The sequence below is a fragment of the Gemelliphila sp. 1F1 genome (assembly GCF_056897515.1).
Window position 1 is genome coordinate 50,124 of sequence record NZ_JBXHBE010000001.1, and the last position, 23,581, is coordinate 73,704.

Annotated in this window: 19 protein-coding genes; 17 read left to right on the forward strand and 2 right to left on the reverse strand. The window is 28.1% G+C overall.

The window, feature by feature from the left end:
• Position 1: 1 nt before the first annotated feature.
• The 8 genes from AC1XWJ_RS00190 to AC1XWJ_RS00225 all read left to right on the forward strand — a co-directional run bounded on the left by AC1XWJ_RS00190 (position 2) and on the right by AC1XWJ_RS00225 (position 10,183).
• Positions 2 to 1,513 carry a Mur ligase family protein gene (locus AC1XWJ_RS00190; RefSeq protein ID WP_483333747.1) on the forward strand — a complete coding sequence of 504 codons (1,512 nt, stop codon included), beginning with the start codon at positions 2 to 4 and terminating at the stop codon, positions 1,511 to 1,513.
• Positions 1,513 to 3,072, forward strand: coding sequence for a peptide chain release factor 3 (locus tag AC1XWJ_RS00195; RefSeq protein WP_483333749.1), 1,560 nt, complete (start codon positions 1,513 to 1,515; stop codon positions 3,070 to 3,072). The genes AC1XWJ_RS00190 and AC1XWJ_RS00195 overlap by 1 nt, the downstream gene beginning before the upstream one ends.
• A 9-nt stretch (positions 3,073 to 3,081) precedes the next feature.
• Complete coding sequence (locus AC1XWJ_RS00200; protein WP_483333751.1) at positions 3,082 to 3,504, forward strand: GtrA family protein; 423 nt, start codon at positions 3,082 to 3,084, stop codon at positions 3,502 to 3,504.
• 9 nt (positions 3,505 to 3,513) lie between these two features.
• Positions 3,514 to 4,353: an HAD family hydrolase gene (locus tag AC1XWJ_RS00205; RefSeq protein WP_483333752.1), complete on the forward strand. Its 840-nt coding sequence runs from the start codon at positions 3,514 to 3,516 to the stop codon at positions 4,351 to 4,353.
• A gap of 9 nt (positions 4,354 to 4,362) precedes the next feature.
• A complete protein-coding gene (gene secD, locus AC1XWJ_RS00210; RefSeq protein WP_483333753.1) occupies positions 4,363 to 6,654 on the forward strand; it encodes a protein translocase subunit SecD in 2,292 nt (763 codons plus the stop codon).
• A 404-nt stretch (positions 6,655 to 7,058) separates the two neighbouring features.
• On the forward strand, positions 7,059 to 8,072 hold the full coding sequence (locus AC1XWJ_RS00215; RefSeq protein ID WP_483334264.1) for a methionine ABC transporter ATP-binding protein: 1,014 nt from the start codon (positions 7,059 to 7,061) through the stop codon (positions 8,070 to 8,072).
• A gap of 2 nt (positions 8,073 to 8,074) precedes the next feature.
• Positions 8,075 to 8,734 carry a methionine ABC transporter permease gene (locus AC1XWJ_RS00220; protein ID WP_483333754.1) on the forward strand — a complete coding sequence of 220 codons (660 nt, stop codon included), beginning with the start codon at positions 8,075 to 8,077 and terminating at the stop codon, positions 8,732 to 8,734.
• A 168-nt stretch (positions 8,735 to 8,902) separates the two neighbouring features.
• On the forward strand, positions 8,903 to 10,183 hold the full coding sequence (locus AC1XWJ_RS00225; protein ID WP_483333755.1) for a solute carrier family 23 protein: 1,281 nt from the start codon (positions 8,903 to 8,905) through the stop codon (positions 10,181 to 10,183).
• A 54-nt stretch (positions 10,184 to 10,237) separates the two neighbouring features.
• Here the strand turns inward: AC1XWJ_RS00225 and AC1XWJ_RS00230 are convergent, their stop codons facing one another.
• The gene (locus AC1XWJ_RS00230; protein WP_483333756.1) at positions 10,238 to 11,494 is read right to left on the reverse strand and encodes a replication-associated recombination protein A; all 1,257 of its coding nucleotides are present in this window, start codon (positions 11,492 to 11,494) and stop codon (positions 10,238 to 10,240) included.
• A gap of 160 nt (positions 11,495 to 11,654) precedes the next feature.
• Between AC1XWJ_RS00230 and AC1XWJ_RS00235 the strand changes: the two genes are divergently transcribed.
• The 5 genes from AC1XWJ_RS00235 to AC1XWJ_RS00255 are packed head-to-tail and all read left to right on the forward strand — an operon-like array spanning position 11,655 to position 15,978.
• On the forward strand, positions 11,655 to 13,403 hold the full coding sequence (locus tag AC1XWJ_RS00235; RefSeq protein ID WP_483333757.1) for a 2-oxoacid:acceptor oxidoreductase subunit alpha: 1,749 nt from the start codon (positions 11,655 to 11,657) through the stop codon (positions 13,401 to 13,403).
• 1 nt (position 13,404) lies between these two features.
• Positions 13,405 to 14,277, forward strand: coding sequence for a 2-oxoacid:ferredoxin oxidoreductase subunit beta (locus tag AC1XWJ_RS00240; protein ID WP_483333758.1), 873 nt, complete (start codon positions 13,405 to 13,407; stop codon positions 14,275 to 14,277).
• The gene (locus tag AC1XWJ_RS00245; RefSeq protein WP_483333759.1) at positions 14,277 to 14,642 is read left to right on the forward strand and encodes a YlbF family regulator; all 366 of its coding nucleotides are present in this window, start codon (positions 14,277 to 14,279) and stop codon (positions 14,640 to 14,642) included. The genes AC1XWJ_RS00240 and AC1XWJ_RS00245 overlap by 1 nt, the downstream gene beginning before the upstream one ends.
• A gap of 2 nt (positions 14,643 to 14,644) precedes the next feature.
• A complete protein-coding gene (locus tag AC1XWJ_RS00250) occupies positions 14,645 to 14,914 on the forward strand; it encodes a hypothetical protein (protein ID WP_483333760.1) in 270 nt (89 codons plus the stop codon).
• 2 nt (positions 14,915 to 14,916) lie between these two features.
• Positions 14,917 to 15,978, forward strand: a complete 1,062-nt coding sequence (locus tag AC1XWJ_RS00255; protein ID WP_483333761.1) for a M42 family metallopeptidase — start codon at positions 14,917 to 14,919, stop codon at positions 15,976 to 15,978.
• Positions 15,979 to 16,093: 115 nt separating this feature from the next.
• Here AC1XWJ_RS00255 and AC1XWJ_RS00260 read toward each other — a convergent pair whose 3' ends face one another.
• A complete protein-coding gene (locus tag AC1XWJ_RS00260; RefSeq protein ID WP_483333762.1) occupies positions 16,094 to 17,290 on the reverse strand; it encodes an FtsW/RodA/SpoVE family cell cycle protein in 1,197 nt (398 codons plus the stop codon).
• A gap of 111 nt (positions 17,291 to 17,401) precedes the next feature.
• Here AC1XWJ_RS00260 and mutS point away from each other — a divergent pair, with 111 nt between their 5' ends.
• The 4 genes from mutS to AC1XWJ_RS00280 are packed head-to-tail and all read left to right on the forward strand — an operon-like array spanning position 17,402 to position 23,570.
• Positions 17,402 to 19,984, forward strand: a complete 2,583-nt coding sequence (gene mutS / locus AC1XWJ_RS00265) for a DNA mismatch repair protein MutS (protein ID WP_483333763.1) — start codon at positions 17,402 to 17,404, stop codon at positions 19,982 to 19,984.
• Positions 19,985 to 20,006: 22 nt separating this feature from the next.
• On the forward strand, positions 20,007 to 21,860 hold the full coding sequence (gene mutL, locus AC1XWJ_RS00270) for a DNA mismatch repair endonuclease MutL (RefSeq protein ID WP_483333764.1): 1,854 nt from the start codon (positions 20,007 to 20,009) through the stop codon (positions 21,858 to 21,860).
• A gap of 11 nt (positions 21,861 to 21,871) precedes the next feature.
• On the forward strand, positions 21,872 to 22,792 hold the full coding sequence (gene miaA, locus AC1XWJ_RS00275) for a tRNA (adenosine(37)-N6)-dimethylallyltransferase MiaA (RefSeq protein ID WP_483333765.1): 921 nt from the start codon (positions 21,872 to 21,874) through the stop codon (positions 22,790 to 22,792).
• Positions 22,779 to 23,570: a RecX family transcriptional regulator gene (locus AC1XWJ_RS00280; protein ID WP_483333766.1), complete on the forward strand. Its 792-nt coding sequence runs from the start codon at positions 22,779 to 22,781 to the stop codon at positions 23,568 to 23,570. Before miaA ends, AC1XWJ_RS00280 begins: the two co-directional genes overlap by 14 nt.
• The last annotated feature ends 11 nt before the right edge of the window (positions 23,571 to 23,581 follow it).

Here is a 23,581-nt window from a genome sequence, read left to right on the forward strand (position 1 = left end):
TATGAATATAGCAGAAATTATAAATAGAATAAAAATAAAGAAAGTTTATGGAAAAATTCCAAGTAATGTTTGTGGAATTACATCTAACTCAAAAGAAGCTAGAGAAAATTTTGTCTTTGTAGCAAATGTTGGCTATACTGTTAATGGTCATGATTATATAGAAAATGCAGTAAAAAATGGAGTAACTTTGGTTATTGCTAGTGAAGATAGAGAATATAATTATGAAAATTGTGCAGTAGTAGTTGTGAAAGAAAGAGAAGTTTCTAAACTTGCTAGCATGATTGCATACGAAATAAATAATATTAATAAGGTACCACATATAGTTGCGGTAACAGGAACTAATGGAAAGACTAGTATAACATCTTTGATTCATAATATATTAAGATTATTAAATACTACAAGCGCGTATTTGGGAACTAACGGATTTTGTAAAAACGATGAAACTCCCCATTATTTAGGAAATACTACACCTGATGTTGTAACTTTGCATAATAAGTTGGGGGATTTGCGAAAAGATAATATAGAACATTTTACATTTGAAGCTTCATCGCACGCTATGGTTTTAGGAAGGATTTATAATATCCCAATAGACGTAGCTGTATTTAGTAATTTAACTTATGAACACTTGGATTTTCACGGAGATATGCAAACTTATGCTTATGATAAATCGTTATTATTTGCTACTTTAGGGAATAATTTGTCAGAAGTTAAATTTGGAGTGCTTAATAAAGATGATAGTTATTACAAATTAATATCCAAAACTCTGTATCAACAAGAAATTACCTATTCAATAAGAGATGATTCAGCAGATTTTTATGCAACAGACATTAATCATAAAAAAGTTAATAACAAATTAATGACATATTTTGTCTTACATAGTCCTGAAGGAAAGTTTGATTGTAAGATTCCTTTTATTGGAGATTTTATGGTAAGTAATATTCTTGCTGCATTAATATCTATTTGGTTGAAAGGTTATAAAATAATAGATATAGTTAATGTGTTGCCCAAACTATCTCCCCTATATGGACGTATGGAAATTTTGGGAGAAGATTTGCCAATAGATATAATTAGTGATTTTGCTCATACACCTGATGGCTATGCTAAATTACTAGAGGCTACTAGAGAAATACGTAAAGGGAAGAGAACATTATTGTTAACCGGTATGGGAGGAGGAAGAGATATATCAAAAGGTCCTCTCATCGGAGAAATTATTTCAGAAGCGGACTATGTTATTGTAACTACTGATAGTCCTAGAGATGAAGATGTTGAAGTTTTGATGTCAGCAATAGAACAAGGTTTAACTCATAAAAATTACGAGAAAGTATGGTTTAGAGGAGATGCAGTAAGGAGAATAGTAGAGATTTCTGAACCGGGTGATGTTATAATTTTGGCATCAAAAGGGAGAGAAGATTATGAAATCTTACAAAATGGTAAAAAAGTTTGGCATTCTGATCCTATTGTATGTTTAGAAGAAGCGAATAAAAAATATAAAAAATTGAAAGGAAATAACTAGTGAGTATACAAGAACAAGTAAAAAAACGTCGTACTTTTGCGATAATATCACACCCTGATGCTGGTAAGACGACGTTAACTGAGAAATTGTTGCTATTTGGTGGAGCAATTAGAGAAGCTGGAACAGTAAAGGGGAAGAAAACTGGTAAATTCGCAAAAAGTGATTGGATGGAAATAGAAAAGCAAAGAGGTATATCTGTAACTTCTTCGGTAATGCAATTTGAATATGATAATAAAATTATTAATATTTTGGATACACCAGGACACGAAGATTTTTCGGAAGATACTTATCGAACATTAATGGCTGTTGATAGTGCAGTAATGGTTATTGATGGAGCGAAAGGGATAGAGGCTCAAACTTTGAAACTTTTTAAAGTTTGTAAAATGAGAGGAATCCCCATCTTTACATTTATAAATAAACTCGACAGAGAAACAAAAGATCCCCTAGAGCTGTTAGAAGAAATAGAAGAAAAATTGGAAATAGAAACGTACCCTATGAATCTCCCAGTTGGAATGGGGCAAAATTTCTTTGGAATAATGGATAGAAAAAAATATTATATAGAACCATTTAAAGAAAATGAAGAATTTATTGAACTTGACGAAGAATATAATATTATTGGTGAAAATAATTTAAAAAATGATCAAATGTATCAAAAATGTGTAGAAGATATGATTTTAATTTCTGAAGCAGGGAATGATTATGATTATGAAAAGCAGCTTAATGGAGAGCAAACACCTGTATTCTTCGGTTCTGCACTATCTTCATTTGGCGTTGCTAGCTTCTTGAATTATTATGTTGACAATGCTCCTACTCCTATGGAGAGAAATACAGTTGATGGAGAAAAAGTTAATCCTATGGATGAAGATTTTTCTGGTTTTATTTTCAAAATACAAGCTAATATGGATCCAAGACATAGAGATAGAATAGCATTCTTGAGAGTATGTTCGGGAGTGTTTAATAGAGGTATGGACGTAACGTTAACTAGAACTAGTAAGAAAATGAAGATTTCACGTTCTACGAATTTTATGGCTGACGACAAAGCTACTATAGATATAGCTTATCCCGGAGATATAATAGGATTGTATGATAGTGGGAATTATCAAATAGGAGATACATTATATCAAAACAAGAAAATAGAGTTTGAAAAATTGCCATCATTTACTCCGGAAATATTTGTCAAAGTTTCTGCCAAAAACGTCTTGAAACAAAAACATTTCCATAAGGGAGTTGAACAGTTGGTACAAGAAGGAGCTATTCAATATTATAAAACATTGCATACTAATCAAATAATACTAGGAGCAGTTGGACAACTTCAATTTGAAGTTTTTGAGCATCGTATGAAAAATGAATATAATACAGAAGTAGTTATGGAGCATATAGGTCAAAAAACTACTCGTTGGATAAAAAATGAAGATTTAGTAAAAGAGAGTACGTCGTCTTCTCGTAGTGTTTTAGTGAAAGACTTGCAAGATAATTATGTATTTTTATTTGAAAATGATTTTGCGATGCGATGGTTTAATGATAAATATCCAGAAATAGAGCTATATAGTTTATTATAAGAGGTGTTTATGAAGTCATTAGTTGATAAATTAAAATTTTATTATAATAATCCAACATATAGAAAGATAGTTAATTATTTATTTTTTGGAGTTTGTACAACGTTAGTAAATTTAGTTTCTTATTATATATTGACTAAACTTGGTTTAGGAAGAATTCCATCAAATTTTTTGGCTATAACTTTATCAATATTATTTGCTTATGTAGTAAATGCAAGATATGTATTTTCTTCTAAGGTATATGGTATAAAGAAAGTCTTTTATGAATTATCAAAATTTTTTACGTCAAGATTATTTACTATGTTTATCGAAATAGTAGGTGTTGAGGTTCTGGTATTTATTGGAATTGAAGATTTTATTAGTAAGATAATAACACAGTTTATAGTTATTGTAGCTAATTACTTTATTAGTCAATATATAGTGTTCAAGAAGTAGGAGGTAGTTATGAGTAAATGGTTTGTAACTGATATGGACGGAACTTTTTTAAATGATAATAGAGAAATAAGTCCTCATGCTAAAGATGTAATGAAGAAATTACAGAATAACAATATTAAATTTTTTATAGCGACAGGTAGAGTAGATTTAGCTGTAAGAAGTTATTATAATTTAATGGATCTCAATGATGCAGTTATTTCTTGTAATGGCAGTTTTATAAGGAATTTGAAGACTGGAGAAGTTATATATGAGAAATCTTTTAACGAAGAAGAAATTACTTATATTTATGAAAAATATAAGGAGTTGACAGATGGAAGTATAGAATTTCATATATATAGTGCTAATTATATATATAGCGATACATTGTCTTTTAGTTTAGCTAGAATTAGGCGTGTTGAGAAAAATTTGCCTGATAATATAAAAACTCCGATGAATATTAATGAGGATATACTTGGAGAAATAAAAAGAAATAATGATAAAAGTTATAAGGTAATGATGACTTCAGAAAATCATAATTTATTAAGAAAAATAGCAACTGAAGTAAGTAAAAAATTTGATATAGAATCCACATTTTCTGCTACCAATTTTTTTGATATTATGCCTGCTGGTTGTAGCAAAGGAGAAGGTATCAAGAGAGTTGCCGAGTATTATAATATAGATATAGAGGATTCAGTAGTTTTTGGTGATAATTTTAATGATATTGATATGTTAAAAGTTGCTGGAACTAGTGTATGTCCAAGTAATGCTAAAGAAGAAATAAAAAAAATGTGCGATAAAGTTATAGGAAATAATAATGATTTCTCAGTACTAAACTATATTGAAAATTATGTTAATTCATTAGAAAAATAGGAGAATACAATGAGAAGAAGAAAAGATAAAAGAAAATTTGGTAGATTGTTTACAGCATTTTCTTTAATAATTATAGTATTAACGAGTATATTTTTGACATATAAACCCAATGTGTCAAAAGTTAATTTAGGTCTTGATTTGCAGGGAGGCTTTGAAGTACTTTATCAAGTTGAACCGATAAAAGAAGGGGATAAGATTGATGAAAATATTGTGAAAGCAACTTCTGATACGATAAGTCGTCGTATAAATATTTTGGGAGTTAGTGAACCTGTTATAACTGTTGAATCAGGAAATAGAATACGTGTAGAGCTAGCCGGAGTAAAAGATCAAGAAACTGCTAGGAGAGTCTTGTCAACACAAGCTAATTTAACAATTAGAGATACAGATGATAAAGTTTTGTTAGATGGATCAGACTTGCAAGAAAATGGTGCTGCACAAGGATATGATGAATATTCTAAACCAATAGTAACTCTAAAATTAAAAGACGGAGAAAAATTTGGTAATATTACATCAGAAATAAGTAAACGTGAAGCTGGAAAAAATTTAATGATAATTTGGATGGATTACCAAGAAGGAGATAGTTACGTAGAAGAAGCTAAAAAAAGTAATCATAAGTTTATTTCTGCTCCACAAGTAACACAAACAATTAATTCTAAAGATGTACAAATATCTGGGAACTTTACTTTAGATGAAGCTAAGGATATGGCAGCTTTACTAAACTCTGGATCATTACCAGTGAAACTTACAGAGATTTATTCAAATGCTGTTGGTGCTCAATTTGGAACGGAAGCTTTAAATCAAACTGTGTTTGCTGGTATTGTATCATTGGGTATTATTTGTCTATTTATGCTAGTATTTTACAGATTGCCAGGATTAATAGCTAGTATTATGCTAATAGCTTATGTTTATATTACTATACTATTCTTTAATTTAATATCAGGAGTATTGACATTGCCGGGTATTGCCGCTTTGATTCTCGGAGTAGGTATGGCGGTAGATGCTAATATAATTATGTATGAACGTATAAAAGAAGAGCTTAGAGCAGGATATACGTTGGAGAAATCTTATAAAGATGGAGCAAAGCAATCTCTATGGACTATCTTTGACTCGCAATTAACGACAGTAATAGCTGCAGTAGTGTTATTTATTTTCGGAACAAGTAGTGTAAAAGGTTTTGCAACTATGTTGTTATTAACTATTTTGGTTAGTTTTATTACTGCTGTTTTTGGAACTAGAATATTACTTAGCTTAATTGTTAAATCAAACTTCTTTAATAATAGTCTTTGGTTGTTTGGAGTTAGCAAGAAAGATATAAGTTCTGATAAAAAGCCTATAAATTCTCTTAGCTTACCAACAAAATTTGATAAACTTAATTTTACAAAGCATATGAAGAAATTCTTTGCTTTAAGTATAGCTATTTTAATAGCTGGTGCTGTTTCGTTAAGTACATTTAAATTAAATTTAGGAATAGATTTCTCTAGTGGTACTAGAATAGATGTAATGTCTAATTCAGAAATAACTCAAGAACAGATTAAATCTGATTTAGATAGCTTACAAATTACAGAAGAAAAAATAGTATTTACACCAGATAACAAGCAAGCTACAGTTCATTCAAAAGATAGCTTTAATCAAGAAAAAACGTTGAAAGTAAAAGAGTATTTTAGTAATAAATATAGTAAAGATGCAAATATAAGCGTAGTCTCTCCTATAATAGGAAAAGAGCTTGCTAAAAATGCTCTTTATGCATTAGCGTATGCTTCTATAGGAATAATTATATATGTAGCATTTAGATTTGAGTGGCAAATGGGTGTAACTAGTATTATAGCTCTGCTTCACGACGTACTAGTTATAATATTTATGTCTAGTATTCTAAGGTTAGAAATAGATATTACATTTATTGCTGCTATTCTGACTATAGTAGGATATTCAATAAATGATACTATAGTTACATTTGATAGAATAAGAGAGCATATGCGTTATGAGAAAGTTATCAATTCAAAAGAACAACTTTATAAAATAGTAGATGTATCATTAAGACAAACGTTAACTAGATCATTCAATACAGTAATTACAGTTATAATAACTGTAGTCGTAATGTTAGTCTTAGGAAGTAAAGCAATATATACATTCAATGTTACATTGCTTATAGGGTTAATATTTGGATTGTATTCTTCTCTATTTATAGCTACACAACTTTGGGTATTATTAAAATTACGAGAGTTGAAGAAAAATAAAAAAATAGTAGTAAAACAACCATCATCTAGTACAGAAAGAAATAAAAATGATAAAGTTTTAGTTTAGTAAAAATTATAAAAAGAAGATAGTAAATTAATTATTATCTTCTTTTTTATGTTAATGACATTTTAAAATTATCAAAAAATATTTGTAATTATATTGACAATTATATTTTATAGTGATATACTCTTTTTAATATAAAAGCACTTATGAGTAGTATATGGATTATTTTTAGAGAGTGTACGTATGCTGAAAGTACATATTATGAAATATATGAATATGGTTTGTGTTATGATGATTAATAGAGTGAGCAAAATTAAGTAAACTTTATTCGTGATGCCACGTTATAGGCAAGGTTATGTAAGTAACTGTGAGTGAAATTTAAGGTGGTACCGCGTCTAACGCCCTTATTGCAATTTTTGCAATAAGGTTTTTTTATTTTATATGAAGAAGGAGAAGAAATTATGGCTATAATAAAGTTAAACAAAGTAAACAAAATTTATAACAATAATGTCCACGCACTAAAAGATATTGATTTGTCAGTTGAAGAAGGGGATATTTATGGAATAATAGGATATTCTGGTGCTGGTAAATCAACTTTAATACGTTTGTTAAATGGTTTAGAAACTGCTACTACCGGAGAAGTTGTTGTTTTGGACGAAGATTTTGGAAAAATAAATAATGAGCGTAGAAGAATAAAACGACAAAGTATAGGTATGATATTCCAACATTTTAATTTATTATGGAGTAGGACAGTTGCAGAGAATATTGCTTTTCCACTAGAGATATTAGGTGTTCCTAAAAATGAGAGAGAAAAAAGAGTAGATGAATTAGTAAAATTAGTAGGATTGGAAGATAGAAAGAATAATTATCCATCACAACTTTCTGGTGGACAAAAGCAAAGAGTAGGGATTGCACGTGCATTGGCAGGTAATCCAAAAATACTTTTGTGTGATGAGGCAACTAGTGCTTTGGATCCAGAAACTACAGCAGATGTACTAGATCTTATTAATGAGATACATAAGAAAACTAATATAACTGTAGTTTTAATAACTCACGAAATGAATGTAGTTAAAACTATTTGTACTAAAGTTGCAGTAATTGACGGTGGAAGAATAGTAGAAGAAGGGCTAGTTTCTGATGTTTTTTATAATCCACAAAAAGATGTAACTAAGAATTTCTTGAAACAAACAGCGTTTAGTTCTGAGAAGTCTGCCAGCCAAAATTTAGCCAATTGGAAAGAAGAATTTGTCAATGGAAAAATTGTTAAATTAACTTTTAGTAACAAAAACTTTAATGAGCCGATAATAAATGATATAACTCATGAATTTGACGTTAAATTAAATATTATTCAAGGTAAAGTTGATAAAACGAAAAATGGATATATAGGAACTCTTTATGCACAGTTATTAGGTGATGATATTGAGATAGATAAAGCTATTGAGAAATTAACTAACTTAGAAATTACGGTGGAGGTGTTGTAATTATGGATTTTTCAAAAGTAAATTGGGATAAGCTACAAGAAAAAACTTTAGAGACACTAGTTATGGCTGGGTATGCTTTAGTAGCTGTTTTAGTGTTAGGTATTATTCTAGGATTGTTATTATATCTTACATCTAATAGTAACAATAAGTTTGTAAAAGTTATTTATTTAACGATAACAGGGATAGTGAATATTTTTAGAGCAATACCATTTATTATTTTAATAGTATTGTTAATACCAGTAACAAAAGCATTGGTAGGTACTATGTTAGGAGCACAAGCGGCCATACCAGCACTTATAGTTTCTGCTGCACCTTTTTATGCGAGATTGGTAGAAATAGCACTACGTGAAGTAGATAAGGGTGTTATAGAAGCGGCTAAGTCAATGGGAGCAAAAAATATTACTATAATAACAAAAGTATTACTTCCGGAGAGTAAGCCGGCACTTATTTCAGGTCTTACTGTAACTGCAATAGCTTTAATTGGATCGACAGCTATGGCGGGAGTAATAGGAGCTGGAGGTCTAGGTAATTTGGCATACTTAGATGGGTTCCAAAGAAATAATAATGCAGTGACATTTGTTGCTACAATAGTAATATTAATTATAGTATTTACCATACAATATTTAGGTGATTATATTGTAAAAAAAGTAGATAAGCGATAATTTTAAAGTTAAATTACAATTTATTTATATGACTTAACAAGAATTATGTTAATAAAATTAATTGTAATTTAACTTTTTATTTTTATAAGAATATTTTCTTGAAAAAATTTTAGATTACTATATAATATATTTAGACTTTATTTAAAATTTTATATTAAGGAGAAGAAAATGGAACGTGAGAAATATAGATTAAAACCTATTTTAGACGTTAACGAAAAACCAAATATTGCGTTATGGATAACATTAAGTTTTCAACATTTGTTTGCTATGTTTGGTGCAACAGTTTTAGTACCTATTTTAACTGGACTTGATGCTAGTGTGGCGTTGGCGACGTCAGGGATAGGAACTCTAACATATATTGCTATAACTAGAGGAAAGATACCGGCATACTTAGGGTCTTCATTTGCTTTTATTAATCCTATAATTGTTCTTTCTACAACACACAATGTGCAAACAGCTATGTTAGGGGCATTTTTAGCAAGTTTAGTTTATGGAGTTATATCATTATTTATTTCTAAATTTGGTGTAGAATGGTTACTAAAATTATTACCACCAGTAGTTGTCGGACCTATAATAATCGTAATTGGTTTAGGAATAGCACCTACAGCTGTGGATATGGCTATGAACAAAACAGTAAATGGTGTAAAACAGTATGACTTAACTTATTTTACAGTTGCTATGGTAACTTTAGCTATCACTATTTTGTGTAGTGTAGCTTTGCGCGGATTTGCTAAACAGATACCAGTATTGTTAGGAATTATATTCGGTTATATATTTGCTTGTATAATGGGATTAGTAGATTTCAAAGCTGTAGTAGATGCGCCGTGGTTTAGTGTTCCTAATTTTATGGTACCTTTTGTTACATATACTCCTGAGTGGAATATAGCAGCTTTAGTAATGGTACCTATAGCTATTGTAACTATTAATGAACATATAGGGCATCAAATGGTATTATCAGAAGTTGTGGGTAAAAATTTTATTAAAGATCCAGGACTTAATAGATCGCTATTAGCAGACGGAACTGCTATGATGTTTGCTTCATTATTAGGAGGACCACCTAGCACAACATACGGAGAAAATATAGGTGTGCTAGCTATCACAAGAATTTTCTCTGTTTTTGTCCTTGCAGGTGCAGCTGTTTGTGCTTTAGTATTAAGTTTTATTGGTAAATTTGCTGCGTTAATATCTACTATACCATCTCCGGTAATGGGAGGAGTGTCAATATTATTATTTGGTATTATAGCTTCTAGTGGGCTTAGAATGTTAGTAGATGAAAAGGTTGATTTAAGTGTTAATCGTAATTTAGTAATTTCTTCTGTAATAATAGTTTTAGGAGTTGGGGGAGCTATCCTAAAATTTGAAAGTATTAATTTTGAATTACCGTCTATGGCTCTATCTGCAATTGCAGGTGTATTATTAAATGCCTTTTTACCAAAAGATAAAAAATAAATTAACAAAAAAACAACAATCTATATCTAATGATATAAATTGTTGTTTTGTATTTTATAACTTATTATTTAATTTTTTTATAAATTCCATATATAAATTGAGCGTTTTTTCGTTTTTGTTAGTTAACGTAGGGATGTAAAAATTGCTATTTATTAAATTGTTAGGCAAATATTGTTGATAAACATAATTGTTAGGATAATTATGAGGATATTTATAATCTAATCCATTTCCTAGTTTATCAGCACCAACATAATGATTGTCACGTAAGTGATTTGGTATATTGAACTTTGGATTTTTAGCCACAGTATTCAAAGCACTATCAATGGCTGTTACGGCACTATTAGATTTTACAGAAAGAGATAGTTGAATTACAGCATTAGCTAGAGGTATTCTAGCTTCTGGAAATCCTAGCATTTTAGCACTATTAATAGCAGCATCTATAAAAGGTCCTATATTAGGATTAGCTAGTCCTATGTCTTCATAAGCTATTACTGAAAGTCTTCTGCAAATAGTATCTAAATCTCCACTATCAATAAGTAATGCTAAATAGTATAAAGAAGCATTAACGTCGCTACCACGAATAGATTTTTGAAAAGCACTAATTGTATCGTAGAAGTAATCTCCATTATCGTCGTAGTTTTTATAAACTCCTAGTGATAAATTATTAAATTTTTCTATTGTTATTGTCTCTCCACTATCACCTGTATTATAAATAATATCTAGTGTATTTATAGCAAATCTCATATCTCCTGAACAATCAATTGCTATTTGTTTCAAAACCTCGTCTGTAATATTTATATTTTTATTGAATATATCTTTATTGTTAACTATATTTTTCAAATAAATGTATATAGTATCTTTAGTTAATTGTTTTAATTCAAATATTTTTAGTCTTGATCTAATTGCTGGAGCTACACTATGATATGGATTTTGTGTTGTGCATCCTATAACATATATGTTATCAAATTCTATTTCTGGTAACAAAATATCTTGCATAGGTTTTGTTAAACGATGAAATTCATCAAGGAGTAAGATGATTTTTTTGAAACGTTTAGATTCTTCAATAACGTTCGTCAAATCTTTTTTAGAGCAATTAACTGCATTTAATATTTTGAATTTATAATCAAGTTCATTTGCCAATGCTGATGCTATTGTAGTTTTTCCTGTTCCAGGAGCTCCGTATAATATAAAAGAGAACATATTATTAGATGTTAATATTTTCGTTAATATTTTGTCAGCACCTATAAGGTGATCTTGACCAATAACATCTTCTAACTTCTTTGGTCTTAATTTAGCTGTTAATGATTGCATCTTTTCTCCTTTCAAATTAGTGAAAAAATATATGAAATATGATATAATGTTATGATACTATAGCGATGTTATAAAGTAAAGATAAAATAATATTTATAATAAGGAAATGTTAATAATAAGAAAATTATTAATTAAAATTTCTATTGAAGGAGATTGACTAATGATTAATAAATTATCTTGGAAGATTGGTGGAGAACAAGGAGAAGGCTTAGAAAGTACAGCAGAAATTTTTTCTTCGGTAATAAATAAATTGGGATATAATATGTATTCTACAAGAAATTTTGCTAGTAGAATTAAAGGTGGTCATAGTAATAGTAAAATTTGTGTAAATGAAGATAAAAAGAATGCAATATCATATCACACAGATATATTAGTTGCATTTGATCAAGCTACACTGGAAAACTATATAGATGAATTACATAACGATAGTATTATAATTGTAGATGAAAAGATTAAACCTATAATTCCAGAGGAAATAACTTGTAAAGTTGCTATTTTTCCTATAACAACTTTTGCTAAGGAGATAGCTACTCCAATAATTAAAAATATAATAACATTGGGAATATGTTCTAAGTTATTAGATATTGATATTTCTTTATTTAGAGAGATGATTGAAACAAAATTTTCTTCTAAAGGGGAGGAAGTAGTAAATAGTAATATTCGTGCTTTTGAAGTTGGAAGAGATTTAATGCGAACTTATATGATAGAAAATAACATTGACAATCAATATTATCTAAAAAAACTTTCAAAAAAAGAAAAGGATAATATGTGGCTTATTGGGAACCATGCTGCAGCATTAGGCTCTATAGCAGCAGGATGTAGATTGTATGCAGGATATCCTATAACTCCTGCGACAGAAGTTATGGAATATATGTTTGAGAATTTGCACAAGGTTGGTGGAGCTTATATTCAAACAGAAGACGAATTAGCAGCTCTAGGTGTTGTACTAGGAGCTAATTATGCAGGTGTAAGAGCTATGACGGCAACTTCTGGTCCGGGAATGGCTCTTATGACAGAGTTTTTAGGATTGGGTACTATAAGTGAGCAACCAGCAGTTGTTTTTGATGCTCAAAGAGGGGGACCTGCTACAGGCTTACCTACTAAAATAGAACAATCAGACATTTTTCATGCAGTATATGGTGGAGCTGGTGATGCCTCACGAGTAGTTTTGGCAGCAACTAGTGTAGAAGATTGTTTTTATATTATGATTGATGCATTCAATATAGCTGAAGAATATCAAACTCCAGTAATAGTATTATCTGATTTGCAATTATCTATGAATAAAGAAACTGTTGAAGACTTTGATTGTAGTAAGATAGTTATAAACAGAGGTAAATTATTGACAGAAGAAGAATTATCACAATTGGAGAATACTGTATATTTCAAACGCTATGATTTAGAAAATTTAGTTTCTAACAGAGCAATACCGGGACAAATAGGAGGAATTCATAATGCCAATAGTTCTGAACATTCAGAATATGGTCTACCTTCGGAAAATCCTGTTATCAGAGCTAAACAAACAGAAAAGAGAATGAAAAAAGTTTCGTCTGCATTTATAACAAAACCTTACGTTTACAATGAATTAGGAAAAGATAGAAACATTTTATTAATAGGTATTAATTCTATATGTGGAACTATAGATGAAGCTGCTAAAAAATTAAATAGAAAAAATATGGGAGTCGATACTATTCATATAAGACAACTATTTCCTGTATCTAAAGAGCTGGAAAAAATTATTAATAGCTACAAACAGGTTTATGTGGTAGAACATAATTATAATAAACAATTAAATACAGTATTATCTAATAATTTGAATTTAAGTAATGAGTTGAAAAGTATTTTAAAATATAACGGTGACATAATGTATGCTAGAGAAATAGTCGAAAAAATTGAGAAAGGAGATAACTAAAATGACGATTACATTAAAAGATTATCGAAATGATGTAAGACCTGATTGGTGTGCAGGATGTGGAGATTTTTCTGTATTAGCAGGAATTAATAAAGCTGCTGTAAATTTAAACATCCGTCCAGAAAATTTAGTTATCTCAGCAGGAATAGGATGTTCTGGGAAAATTAGCGGTTATACAAAAGCCTATGGTGTTCAAGGACTACATGGAAGAGCTTTGCCAGTAGCGCAAGGAGTAAAACTCGCTAATCATAATTTAACAGTAGTAGCTATGGGTGGAGATGGAGATGGATATGCGATAGGTATTGGACACGCAATTCATGCTATGCGTAGAAATATAGATATGACATATATAGTTATGGATAATCAACTTTATGCCTTAACGAAAGCGCAAGCTTCCCCAAGATCTGATGAAGAATTTGTTACTACTACTTCTTTAGAGGGAGTTACTGATATCCCGTTATCTCCTATGAAGATAGCACTAGCATCAGATGTGACATTTGTTGCTCAGGCATTTACAGGTAATATGAAACAAATGACTCAAATAATAGAAGAGGCCATAAAACATAAAGGATTCTCTTTAGTAAATATCTTTAGTCCTTGTCATACTTATAATTACAAAAATACTCCTAAATGGTTCAAAGAAAATTTAACGAATTTGGATGATATAGAAAATTATGATTGTACTAATAAATTGTCTGCTTATCAAATTTTAGATGAGTATAATGATTTAGTTACAGGTATTGTATATAGAAATGATACGAAAAAATGTTTTGAGGATAATTTAAGAGGATATAACAAAGATAAATCTTTATCAAGTGCAGAATTATTACTAGATAAAAATTTATTTGAAGAGTTATGTAATGAGTTTAGATAATGAATAATACAGATTTTGATAAACAATTATCTGAGTTAAATAATATATTATCTAGAGAATTTGATTTGAAAACTTTTAAGGGTATTGAACAAAAATTAGAAAAAAATAAAATTGTTACCGAAAAAATACGGAAAATAAAAGAGTTACAAAAAAAGATTGTATTTTTTGAAGCTACTGAAAAATATGATTTGGTAACATCTTTGGATGAGGAAATTAAAGAAATATATAGTGAATTAGAGAAAATACCTATTTATATACAATATATTCAAAGAAAAGAATTTTTAGAAAAAGAATTAATCAATATATCCAACTATATGGAAGAAAAAATTAATAAAAAAATCGAACAAGATAAGGAAGATAGATAATTATGAAAAAGAAAATAATATTTTTTGTAGCATTGGGACTGTGTACTTATCCAGTTTATAAAAAAGTTACTAAACTTCAAAAAGAAGATAATTATATTAAAGAATGTAAAAGGCAAATATTAGATTTAGGATATGAAATTAAGGATAGCTGGTGTTTTAATTTACCAGAGAACAACTATTTAGAATTTACATTTACTGATTATAAAAATGGTAACTATACTGTTGTTTTCAATAAAGTGGATAATAAAATAGTTAGTATAAAAGAGGTATAAATATGGAAAAATCAATAAAAATTTTTGAAGAACTAACATCATTAGATGCCACTTCTGGCTTTGAAAGTGAGGTTGCTAATTATCTAATAGATAAATTAAGACCTTATGCCGATGAAATAAAGCGTGATAATCTTGGTGGTGTTTATGCGATAAAAAAATCAAAAAATAAAAATGCCAAAACAGTCATGGTAGCTGCTCATATGGACGAAGTTGGCTTTATGATAACTAAAATTTTACCTAATGGATTTTTGAAATTTGAAACCTTAGGCGGATTTAGAGAGGATGTTCTATTAGCGCAGAAATTTACAGTTACTACTATAACTGGGAAAAAGTTCACAGGAGTAATTCCTTCTATACCAAAACATTTTGTAGGAGGTCTACAACAAAATGTGAAAATTAGCGATATGACTTTAGATATAGGTGCTAGTTCAGATAAAGAAGTTAGAGAATGGGGTATTAAAGAAGGAGATTTTGTTGTTCCTAAAACGGACTTTGAACGATTATCTAACAATAGAATAATGGCAAAGGCTTTTGATAATAGATATGGTTGTGTTTTAATAACTGAGTTGTTAGAAGAATTAGCTAATATAGAATTAGATTGTAACTTGGTGGTATGTGCAACTGTTCAAGAAGAAGTAGGACTAAGAGGTGCAACTATAGCAGCTAATATGATAAATCCTGATTTGTGCTTAGTAGTGGACTGCAGTCCTGCAAATGATATGGATGGTAGTGTTAATGCTAATGGCAAATTGGGAGAAGGTTTCTTAGTAAGGCTTATGGATAGAACTATGGTTTTACGTGCTAATTTGAGAGAAAAGATTGTTAATTTAGCTGATGATAATAATATTAAATATCAATATTTTACATCTCCTGGTGGAACTGACGCTGGGGCTATTCACCAAGCTCAATTAGGTATACCTACTGCAGTAATAGGAATTTGTGGAAGATATATCCATACACATAACGCTATTATTGACATTAGAGATTATTTAGCAGCAAAAGATATAGTTACTAAATTACTTTATTCAGTAGATGATATCTTTATAGAAGAAATTAGATTGTAAGTATTATAATTTTAATATTATGAATAATTAAATTTATTAAAAATATTAATGAGGATAAATTCAATTTACTGAACTTATCCTCAAAATTGTAATTTTTTGTATTTTAATTTGTAAACTAATTTTCTTGATAGTTATTATCATCATCGATATAGTCATTATAATATTCATCTTCTTCATCAGCTAATTGTTCTTCGTAAATAGTTTTATTTATTTTAAATATTACGCCTAGTAATATTGAATTAGCGAGAAGAGAACTTCCACCATAACTTATAAATGGTAGACTAATCCCTATAACTGGTATTAATCCAGTAGATGAATATGTGTTAATGATAAATGGTAGTGCAAAACTAAATGCAGTTAATATAGTAAAGTAATAACTAAAATTTCCTTGTTGACATTGTTTAGCTATTTTCATTATTTTTATAATAAATAAAAAGTAAAGGGTTATAAATAGAAAACTCCCAACAAATCCGAAATTTTTTGCGATTACAGTGATAATAAAGTCATTGAATTGTTCATCAATATAAACCGGATTTTTGGCAAATGTTCCTGTCAGTCCTCCTGATTTTATAGCGTTAAGAGCTTGTGTAATTTGATAAGAATAATCATACATAAATTCTTCTGGACTTAGCCAAGATAAAATTCTATTTAATTGATAATTTTTTAGCCCGACTAAATTTAGAATAGATGGGAAATATATCGCACATAAAAGTAATAATGATAATATTCCTACTACAGTAGAATAAATAACAAAAAATGTTTTATTTCTACTGCTAACTAAAAATACTAGTGATAAAAATAAAAATATAAAATATAAGCCATTTCCTAAATCATTTTCTTTCATTATTAAGATGAAGGGCATAATTAGAATAATAGCTAATTCAATTAATTTTATAATATCAGATGATTTTTTGAAATGATCTTGAATTATTAAGAAACTAACTATTCCAACTGAAGATACTTTAGCAAATTCTGAAGGTTGAATAGTAAAAAATCTAAAATTAAACCATCCTTTAGCACCATTAACAGTAGGAGCTATACTTTCTGGTGCTATTAAAACCAAAACTAACATAGAAAGTGTAAATATGAAAAATAGAATACTCATTTTTTCGTAAGTCTGTACAGATATTTGTTGCATTATATAGATAATGAACAAGCTAACTCCATAAAATAACATTTGTTTTATAAATAATGTGGGTGTTTTGCCGTTACTGTATTCTGCTAAAAATATTGACACTATACTAATAAATGCTAGTGAAAAATAAAAAAATAAAAGAGAAAAATTACTTTTGTCTGTAATAAATTTTTTCAAAATCTCAACTCCTTTTATTAAGAAATATTATACACTAGAAGAAATTTAATAGCAATAACTATATTTTATAGTTAATATTTAATAAAATAAATTTGTAATGAGGTAATAACAGTGAAATATACTCCAATGATAGAACAATATTTAAAAATAAAAGAAAATTATAAAGATATGTTTTTATTTTATAGATTAGGGGATTTTTATGAACTATTTTTTGAAGATGCTGTCAAAGCCTCAAAAATTTTAGAGATAACTTTGACTGGAAGAGACGCCGGAGTAGGAGAAAAAATTCCTATGTGTGGAGTACCTTTTCACTCGGCAGCAACTTATATAGATACACTAGTTAATAATGGATATAAAGTTGCTATTTGTGAGCAAGTATCTGAAGCAGGACAAGGAAAAATAGTAGAAAGAAAAGTAATTCAAGTAATAACACCTGGTACTTATATGAATTATAAAAATTTTGATGAGAATAACTATCTAGGATGTGTTTACCATAATGATAATAAATATTATTTATCATTTTGTGATATTATGACTGGGGATAGTAGATGTATAATTCTTGATACTGAGATAGAGTTGTTAGATGAAATATTAAAAAATAATATTAAAGAGATTCTTAATATAAATGGAGAGTTATTATCTTTAAATAACATTTATATAACTAATATTGATTATATTCATAATTTAGTACAAGAAAAAACGTCGAATATAACAAATAAAAATTTAAAAATAAGTTGTGATCACTTGTTGCATTATGTAGAAACTACACAAAATAAGGAAATTTCTAGTTTAAAAGATTTTGAATTTTATTTCAAAGATAGATATGTTTATATGACCAATTATTCGATAAAAAATCTAGAAATAACTCAAAATATGGCTAATGGTTCTAAAAAAGGATCATTACTTAGCATAATTGATAAAACAAAAACTGCGGCTGGATCAAGAAAAATAAAAAAATGGTTAGAAAATCCTCTTTTAAATCTTGATGAAATAAAAATACGACAAGATATAATTAGCGATTTTATAGATAATTATTTTATAAGAAACGATATACAAAACTTGCTAAGAGAAGTTTATGATTTAGAAAGAATAGCTACTAAAGTTTCTTATAATATAGTTACACCTAAAGAGCTTAGCAATTTAAAAAATACTTTAGAGAAAATTCCTGTCTTAAAAAATTTATTAAAAGAAATAAATTCTAGAAATATTGAAGTTCTTAATAGTAAAATCCATCTGCTAGAAGAATTAAAAAATTATTTAATAAGAGCAGTAGATGATGATGCAGGACAGACAATAAAAGATGGTAACGTGATAAAGTCCGGTTTTAGCGAAGAACTTGATAAATATCGTAATGCTAAACAAAATGGGGATAAGATGCTACTAGAAATAGAGCAAAGAGAAAAAGAAAGAACAGGGATAAAAAATTTAAAAATAGGATACAATAGAATTTTTGGATATTATATAGAAATATCTAAGGTTAGTTTAAAAAATATTGATACTTCTTCTTTTGGATACCACAGAAAACAAACTTTATCAAACTGTGAGCGTTTTGTTTCAGATGATTTGAAAAAAACAGAAGAGTATATAGTTAATTCGGAATCAAAAATAGAAGAATTGGAATTAAAATTATTCCAAGATGTAAAACAAGAAGTTCAAAAACATACCATTAATTTACAAAAGTTAGCAGATATATTAAGTGATATTGACGTATATATATCGTTAGCTATGATTGCGGAAGAATACGGATATGTTAAACCTAGCTTTAATAATAAAAAAATTATAGACATAATAGAGGGACGCCATCCAATAGTAGAACGTATGGTAGACGTCGATAGTTATATAAGTAATGATTGTTATATTGATACTAATAACAATGTATTGCTTATAACGGGACCAAATATGTCAGGAAAATCTACATATATGCGACAATTAGCTCTTATTGTAATTTTAGCACAAATAGGTTCTTACGTTCCTTGTACTAAAGCAAATCTTCCTATCTTTGATAAAATATTTACCCGTATTGGCGCATCTGACGATTTAGCAGGAGGCAAATCAACTTTTATGGTTGAGATGATTGAAGCGCGTAATGCACTAGTTGATTCTACGGAAAATTCGTTATTAATATTTGATGAAATAGGTCGTGGAACATCAACTTATGATGGAATTGCACTTGCACAATCTATTTTAGAATATATAAACAATAATATAAAATGTAAAACTTTATTTTCTACACATTATCACGAATTAACAAAACTTGAGCAGCAAAATAAAGGAATAAAAAATGTTCATGTCTCTGCAAAAGAGGATAATGGAGAACTAATATTTTTATATAAAGTAAAACAAGGAGCTATAGAGAAAAGTTATGGTATTCATGTAGCAAAGCTAGCTAACTTACCTGAAGATATTATTTTTAATGCTAATAATATATTAGAATATTTAGAAACTAATAATAAAGAAATTATTATAGATAAAACTAATCATTATAATAATTCGAAGCAGTTAGTTTCAAAAATAAAAGAAGTATCAAACAACTCAAAACAATCAAGTTATCAAAAACTATCATTTGATTTGGATATAGATAATGAAAAGTTTGATTATATAAAAGAAAAACTAGAGAAAGTAGATTTGCTACATACTACAATGTTTCAAGCTATGGAAATATTAAATGATTTGAAAAATAAAATAAATGAATAATATATTTATAGGGGGATACTAGATGGGGAAAATTAATATATTATCAAATACTTTAGCAAATAAAATAGCAGCTGGAGAAGTAGTAGAACGTCCAGCTTCTGTTGTGAAAGAATTGTTGGAAAACTCTATTGATGCTGGTAGTACAAATATTAAAATTGTTATAAAAGAATTTGGGATACAAGAAATTAGAATAATTGATAATGGTTCAGGGATTGCTAATGATGATATAGAAACTGCTTTTATGCGTCATGCTACGAGCAAAATAAAAAATGACTATGATTTATTTCATATTAATACATTAGGATTTAGAGGAGAAGCTTTGGCTAGTATAGCATCTGTTAGTGATGTAGATATAAAGAGTTGTGCAGGTGAACCACAAGGTAAACATTTAGAACTTAAAAATGGGAAAATAGTTAGAAATGAATATTACGCTCCAATAAAAGGAACGGATATTACAGTGAAAAATTTATTCTATAATACGCCTGCTAGACTAAAATATTTAAAAAATCCACATACAGAGCAGGCTAATATAATGAATGTTATTAATAAACTAGCTTTGTCTTACTCAGCAATTTCGTTTGAAGTAATAATAGATGGAAAAATAGTTCTTAAAACTTATGGAGATAATAATAGTCAAAAGTTAATAGCGAAAGTTTATAACAATGAAGTAGCTAAAAATATGTTGAATTTTAGTGGTAGTAATGATGACTATAAAATAACTGGCTACATCTCTAAACCAGAAGAAACCAGAGCTAGCAAAAATTATATTAATATATTTATTAATGGCAGATATATAAAAAACTATTTAATACAAAATGCTATAGTAGAGGGATATGGGACATTTTTAATGAAAAATAGATACCCGATAGCTATAGTAAATATTGAGATGGATAGCATTTTATTAGATGTCAATGTTCACCCTACTAAGCAAGAGGTTCGATTATCAAAAGAAGGAGAATTGATAAAACTAATTAAGGAAGTTGTTGCAACAAGATTAGCAAACAATACTTACATACCTAATGCTATTAATAATATATCTAATAAAAATAAGAATATGGATAAATTAGAGCAAGTATCTTTTGCTGATAAATTAGATAATTCGTACGTAGTAAAAGAACAGTCAGGTCATAATTATAAAAAGAATATTAATGATAATTTTGAAAAAGAAAGAGATAATTTTTTTGATTTTATAAAATCAGAAAAAGAAGAAACTTTTGTTTTTGGTGATGAAGATATAAAAAGTAATGTTGCAGATATTTATATTAGCGAGAATATGGAAGACTCAAGCAGTACCAAACATCTCCCACAAATGCAAGCACTAGCTCAAATATTTAAAACATATATTTTATGCCAAACAGGAGATGAACTATATCTAATAGATCAACATGCTGCTCAAGAACGTTATAATTACGAAAGATTACAGAAAATTTTTGAAGAAAGAAACAAGTACAAAAAACAATTACTAATTCCTTATAGTTTTAATTTTTCGATTGATGAGGTAGCAGCAATAAATAATTTAATAGATAAATTTAGTGAAATAGGATTAGAATTAGAAGAATTTGGAAATAATACTTATGTCGTAAGAGAATATCCTAGTTGGATAGAAAATGACGAAGAAAATATTATAAAAGAAATAGTTGAAAAAGTATTAAATAATAAAAATATATCATTAAAAGAATTACGCAATGATGCTATAGCTATGGCTAGTTGCAAAGCTTCTATAAAAGCTAATCAATCATTATCGTTAGAAGAAATGGAAAAGCTTATTGCTGATCTTTATACTTGTGAGAATCCTTTTACTTGTCCTCACGGTAGACCTATTATTACAAAAATGACTAAAAAAGATTTAGAAAAAATGTTTAAGAGAATAGTTTAGAGAAGAATATTATGGAGAAAAAAATACCTATTATAGCTATAGTTGGAGCAACAGCTGTAGGAAAAACAGAATTAAGTATAGAAATAGCTAAAAAATTCAACTGTGAAATAATTTCTATAGATAGTGTACAAATTTATAAAGAATTTAATATAGGTTCTGCAAAAATAACTAAAGAAGAAATGTTGGGCGTTCCACATCATCTTATTGATATACTAAATCCAACAGAAAAATTTTCTGTTTATGAGTTTCAAAAATTGGCTCGTAGGAAGATAGAAGATGTATTTAGTAGAGGTAAAATTCCTTTGCTTATTGGAGGAACAGGTTATTATATGAACGCTGTTTTGAATAATTATCAATTTAGTAGTTATAGTGATAGTAATCATATAGAAGATGATATTGATAGTATGAAAGATTACTTAAAAAATAATTATGCAGATATCTACAAAACGTTGGATTTAGACAATAATAGAAGAATTATAAATGCATATAAATATGTAATTAATGAGAAAAAATCAACGTTAGAAAATAAATTTGGTAACGATATTTATTATAAATACAATGCTTATATAATATTTTTAGATAGAAGCAGAGAAATGTTGTATTCTAGAATAAATAGTCGTGTAGAAATTATGCTTGATAAAGGTTTGGAACAAGAAGTAACTAATATTATAAAAAAGTATGGTAGAGATTTACAGCCACTGAATGCAATAGGTTATAAGGAAGTTGTTTCTTATTTAAACGGTGAAATTAGTAGGGAGTTTATGATTGAGTTAATTCAGAAAAATTCTAGAAATTATGCCAAAAGACAATTAACGTGGTTTAGGAATAAAATGAATGAAGTACATAAATACGATTTGGAAAATATAGAGAAACAAACTATTTTAAACGACATAACTTTATTTATTGAGAGTGTTAATAATGGAAATAATTAATATAACAAAATTAAAAAAGAAATATAAAGTAGATTTTGGAAATGGTACATCTATTTATTTATCAGAAAATACTTTATTAAAATACAATATAATAAAAAAAGGGAACATATCAGAAAATACATTAAAAGAAATTCAAATATTTGAGGGTAAGGAACAATCTTTTACTAAAGCATTGAATTATTTAAGCTATGGAATGAAGACTGAATATGAAATTAGAGAGTATCTGGTAAAAAAAGAATTTTCTAAAGATCAAATTGATTACGCAATAAAAAAATTAAAAGAATTCAATTATATAAAAGATGATGAATATGCTAAGTCCTATAGTAGAGATTATTTCTTATTGAAGAAAAAAGGACCTAATTATATAAGAAGAAATCTTGAAAAAAAGAAAGTATCCTCAGAATTTATATATACTGCTCTAAAAGAAGTTTGTACTAATGATAAAATGATTGATATTGTTTATAGTATTATAGAAAAAGAATATAATAAAAAAAATGAACCAAAAACAAAAAAAATACAAAAAATAACTACTAAACTTTACACAAACGGCTATTCTTTTGATATAATAAATTCAGCGTTCAAAATTTATTTAGAGAATCATCAAGATAGTGAAGAGGGTAATAATATTATTCAAAAATATTATGAAAAAGCTTATAATAAATTTAGTAAGAAATACGTTGATAGATATATTTTGAAGAAAAAAATTATCGATAGATTGCTTAGAGATGGGTTCTCTTATGGTGACATAAAAGACTACTTAGAAGAAATAGATTTTTAAAGGAAGATTAT

Bases quoted from the DNA above. Each gene is read 5' to 3' on its own strand.
- secD (WP_483333753.1), top strand. From the start codon at position 4,363: ATGAGAAGAAGAAAAGATAAAAGAAAATTTGGTAGATTGTTTACAGCA.
- AC1XWJ_RS00200 (WP_483333751.1), top strand. From the start codon at position 3,082: ATGAAGTCATTAGTTGATAAATTAAAATTTTATTATAATAATCCAACA.
- AC1XWJ_RS00205 (WP_483333752.1), top strand. From the start codon at position 3,514: ATGAGTAAATGGTTTGTAACTGATATGGACGGAACTTTTTTAAATGAT.
- AC1XWJ_RS00255 (WP_483333761.1), top strand. From the start codon at position 14,917: ATGGAAAAATCAATAAAAATTTTTGAAGAACTAACATCATTAGATGCC.
- AC1XWJ_RS00240 (WP_483333758.1), top strand. From the start codon at position 13,405: ATGACGATTACATTAAAAGATTATCGAAATGATGTAAGACCTGATTGG.
- miaA (WP_483333765.1), top strand. From the start codon at position 21,872: ATGGAGAAAAAAATACCTATTATAGCTATAGTTGGAGCAACAGCTGTA.
- AC1XWJ_RS00190 (WP_483333747.1), top strand. From the start codon at position 2: ATGAATATAGCAGAAATTATAAATAGAATAAAAATAAAGAAAGTTTAT.
- AC1XWJ_RS00230 (WP_483333756.1), bottom strand. From the start codon at position 11,494: ATGCAATCATTAACAGCTAAATTAAGACCAAAGAAGTTAGAAGATGTT.
- AC1XWJ_RS00280 (WP_483333766.1), top strand. From the start codon at position 22,779: ATGGAAATAATTAATATAACAAAATTAAAAAAGAAATATAAAGTAGAT.
- mutL (WP_483333764.1), top strand. From the start codon at position 20,007: ATGGGGAAAATTAATATATTATCAAATACTTTAGCAAATAAAATAGCA.
- AC1XWJ_RS00225 (WP_483333755.1), top strand. From the start codon at position 8,903: ATGGAACGTGAGAAATATAGATTAAAACCTATTTTAGACGTTAACGAA.
- AC1XWJ_RS00220 (WP_483333754.1), top strand. From the start codon at position 8,075: ATGGATTTTTCAAAAGTAAATTGGGATAAGCTACAAGAAAAAACTTTA.
- AC1XWJ_RS00245 (WP_483333759.1), top strand. From the start codon at position 14,277: ATGAATAATACAGATTTTGATAAACAATTATCTGAGTTAAATAATATA.
- AC1XWJ_RS00250 (WP_483333760.1), top strand. From the start codon at position 14,645: ATGAAAAAGAAAATAATATTTTTTGTAGCATTGGGACTGTGTACTTAT.
- AC1XWJ_RS00235 (WP_483333757.1), top strand. From the start codon at position 11,655: ATGATTAATAAATTATCTTGGAAGATTGGTGGAGAACAAGGAGAAGGC.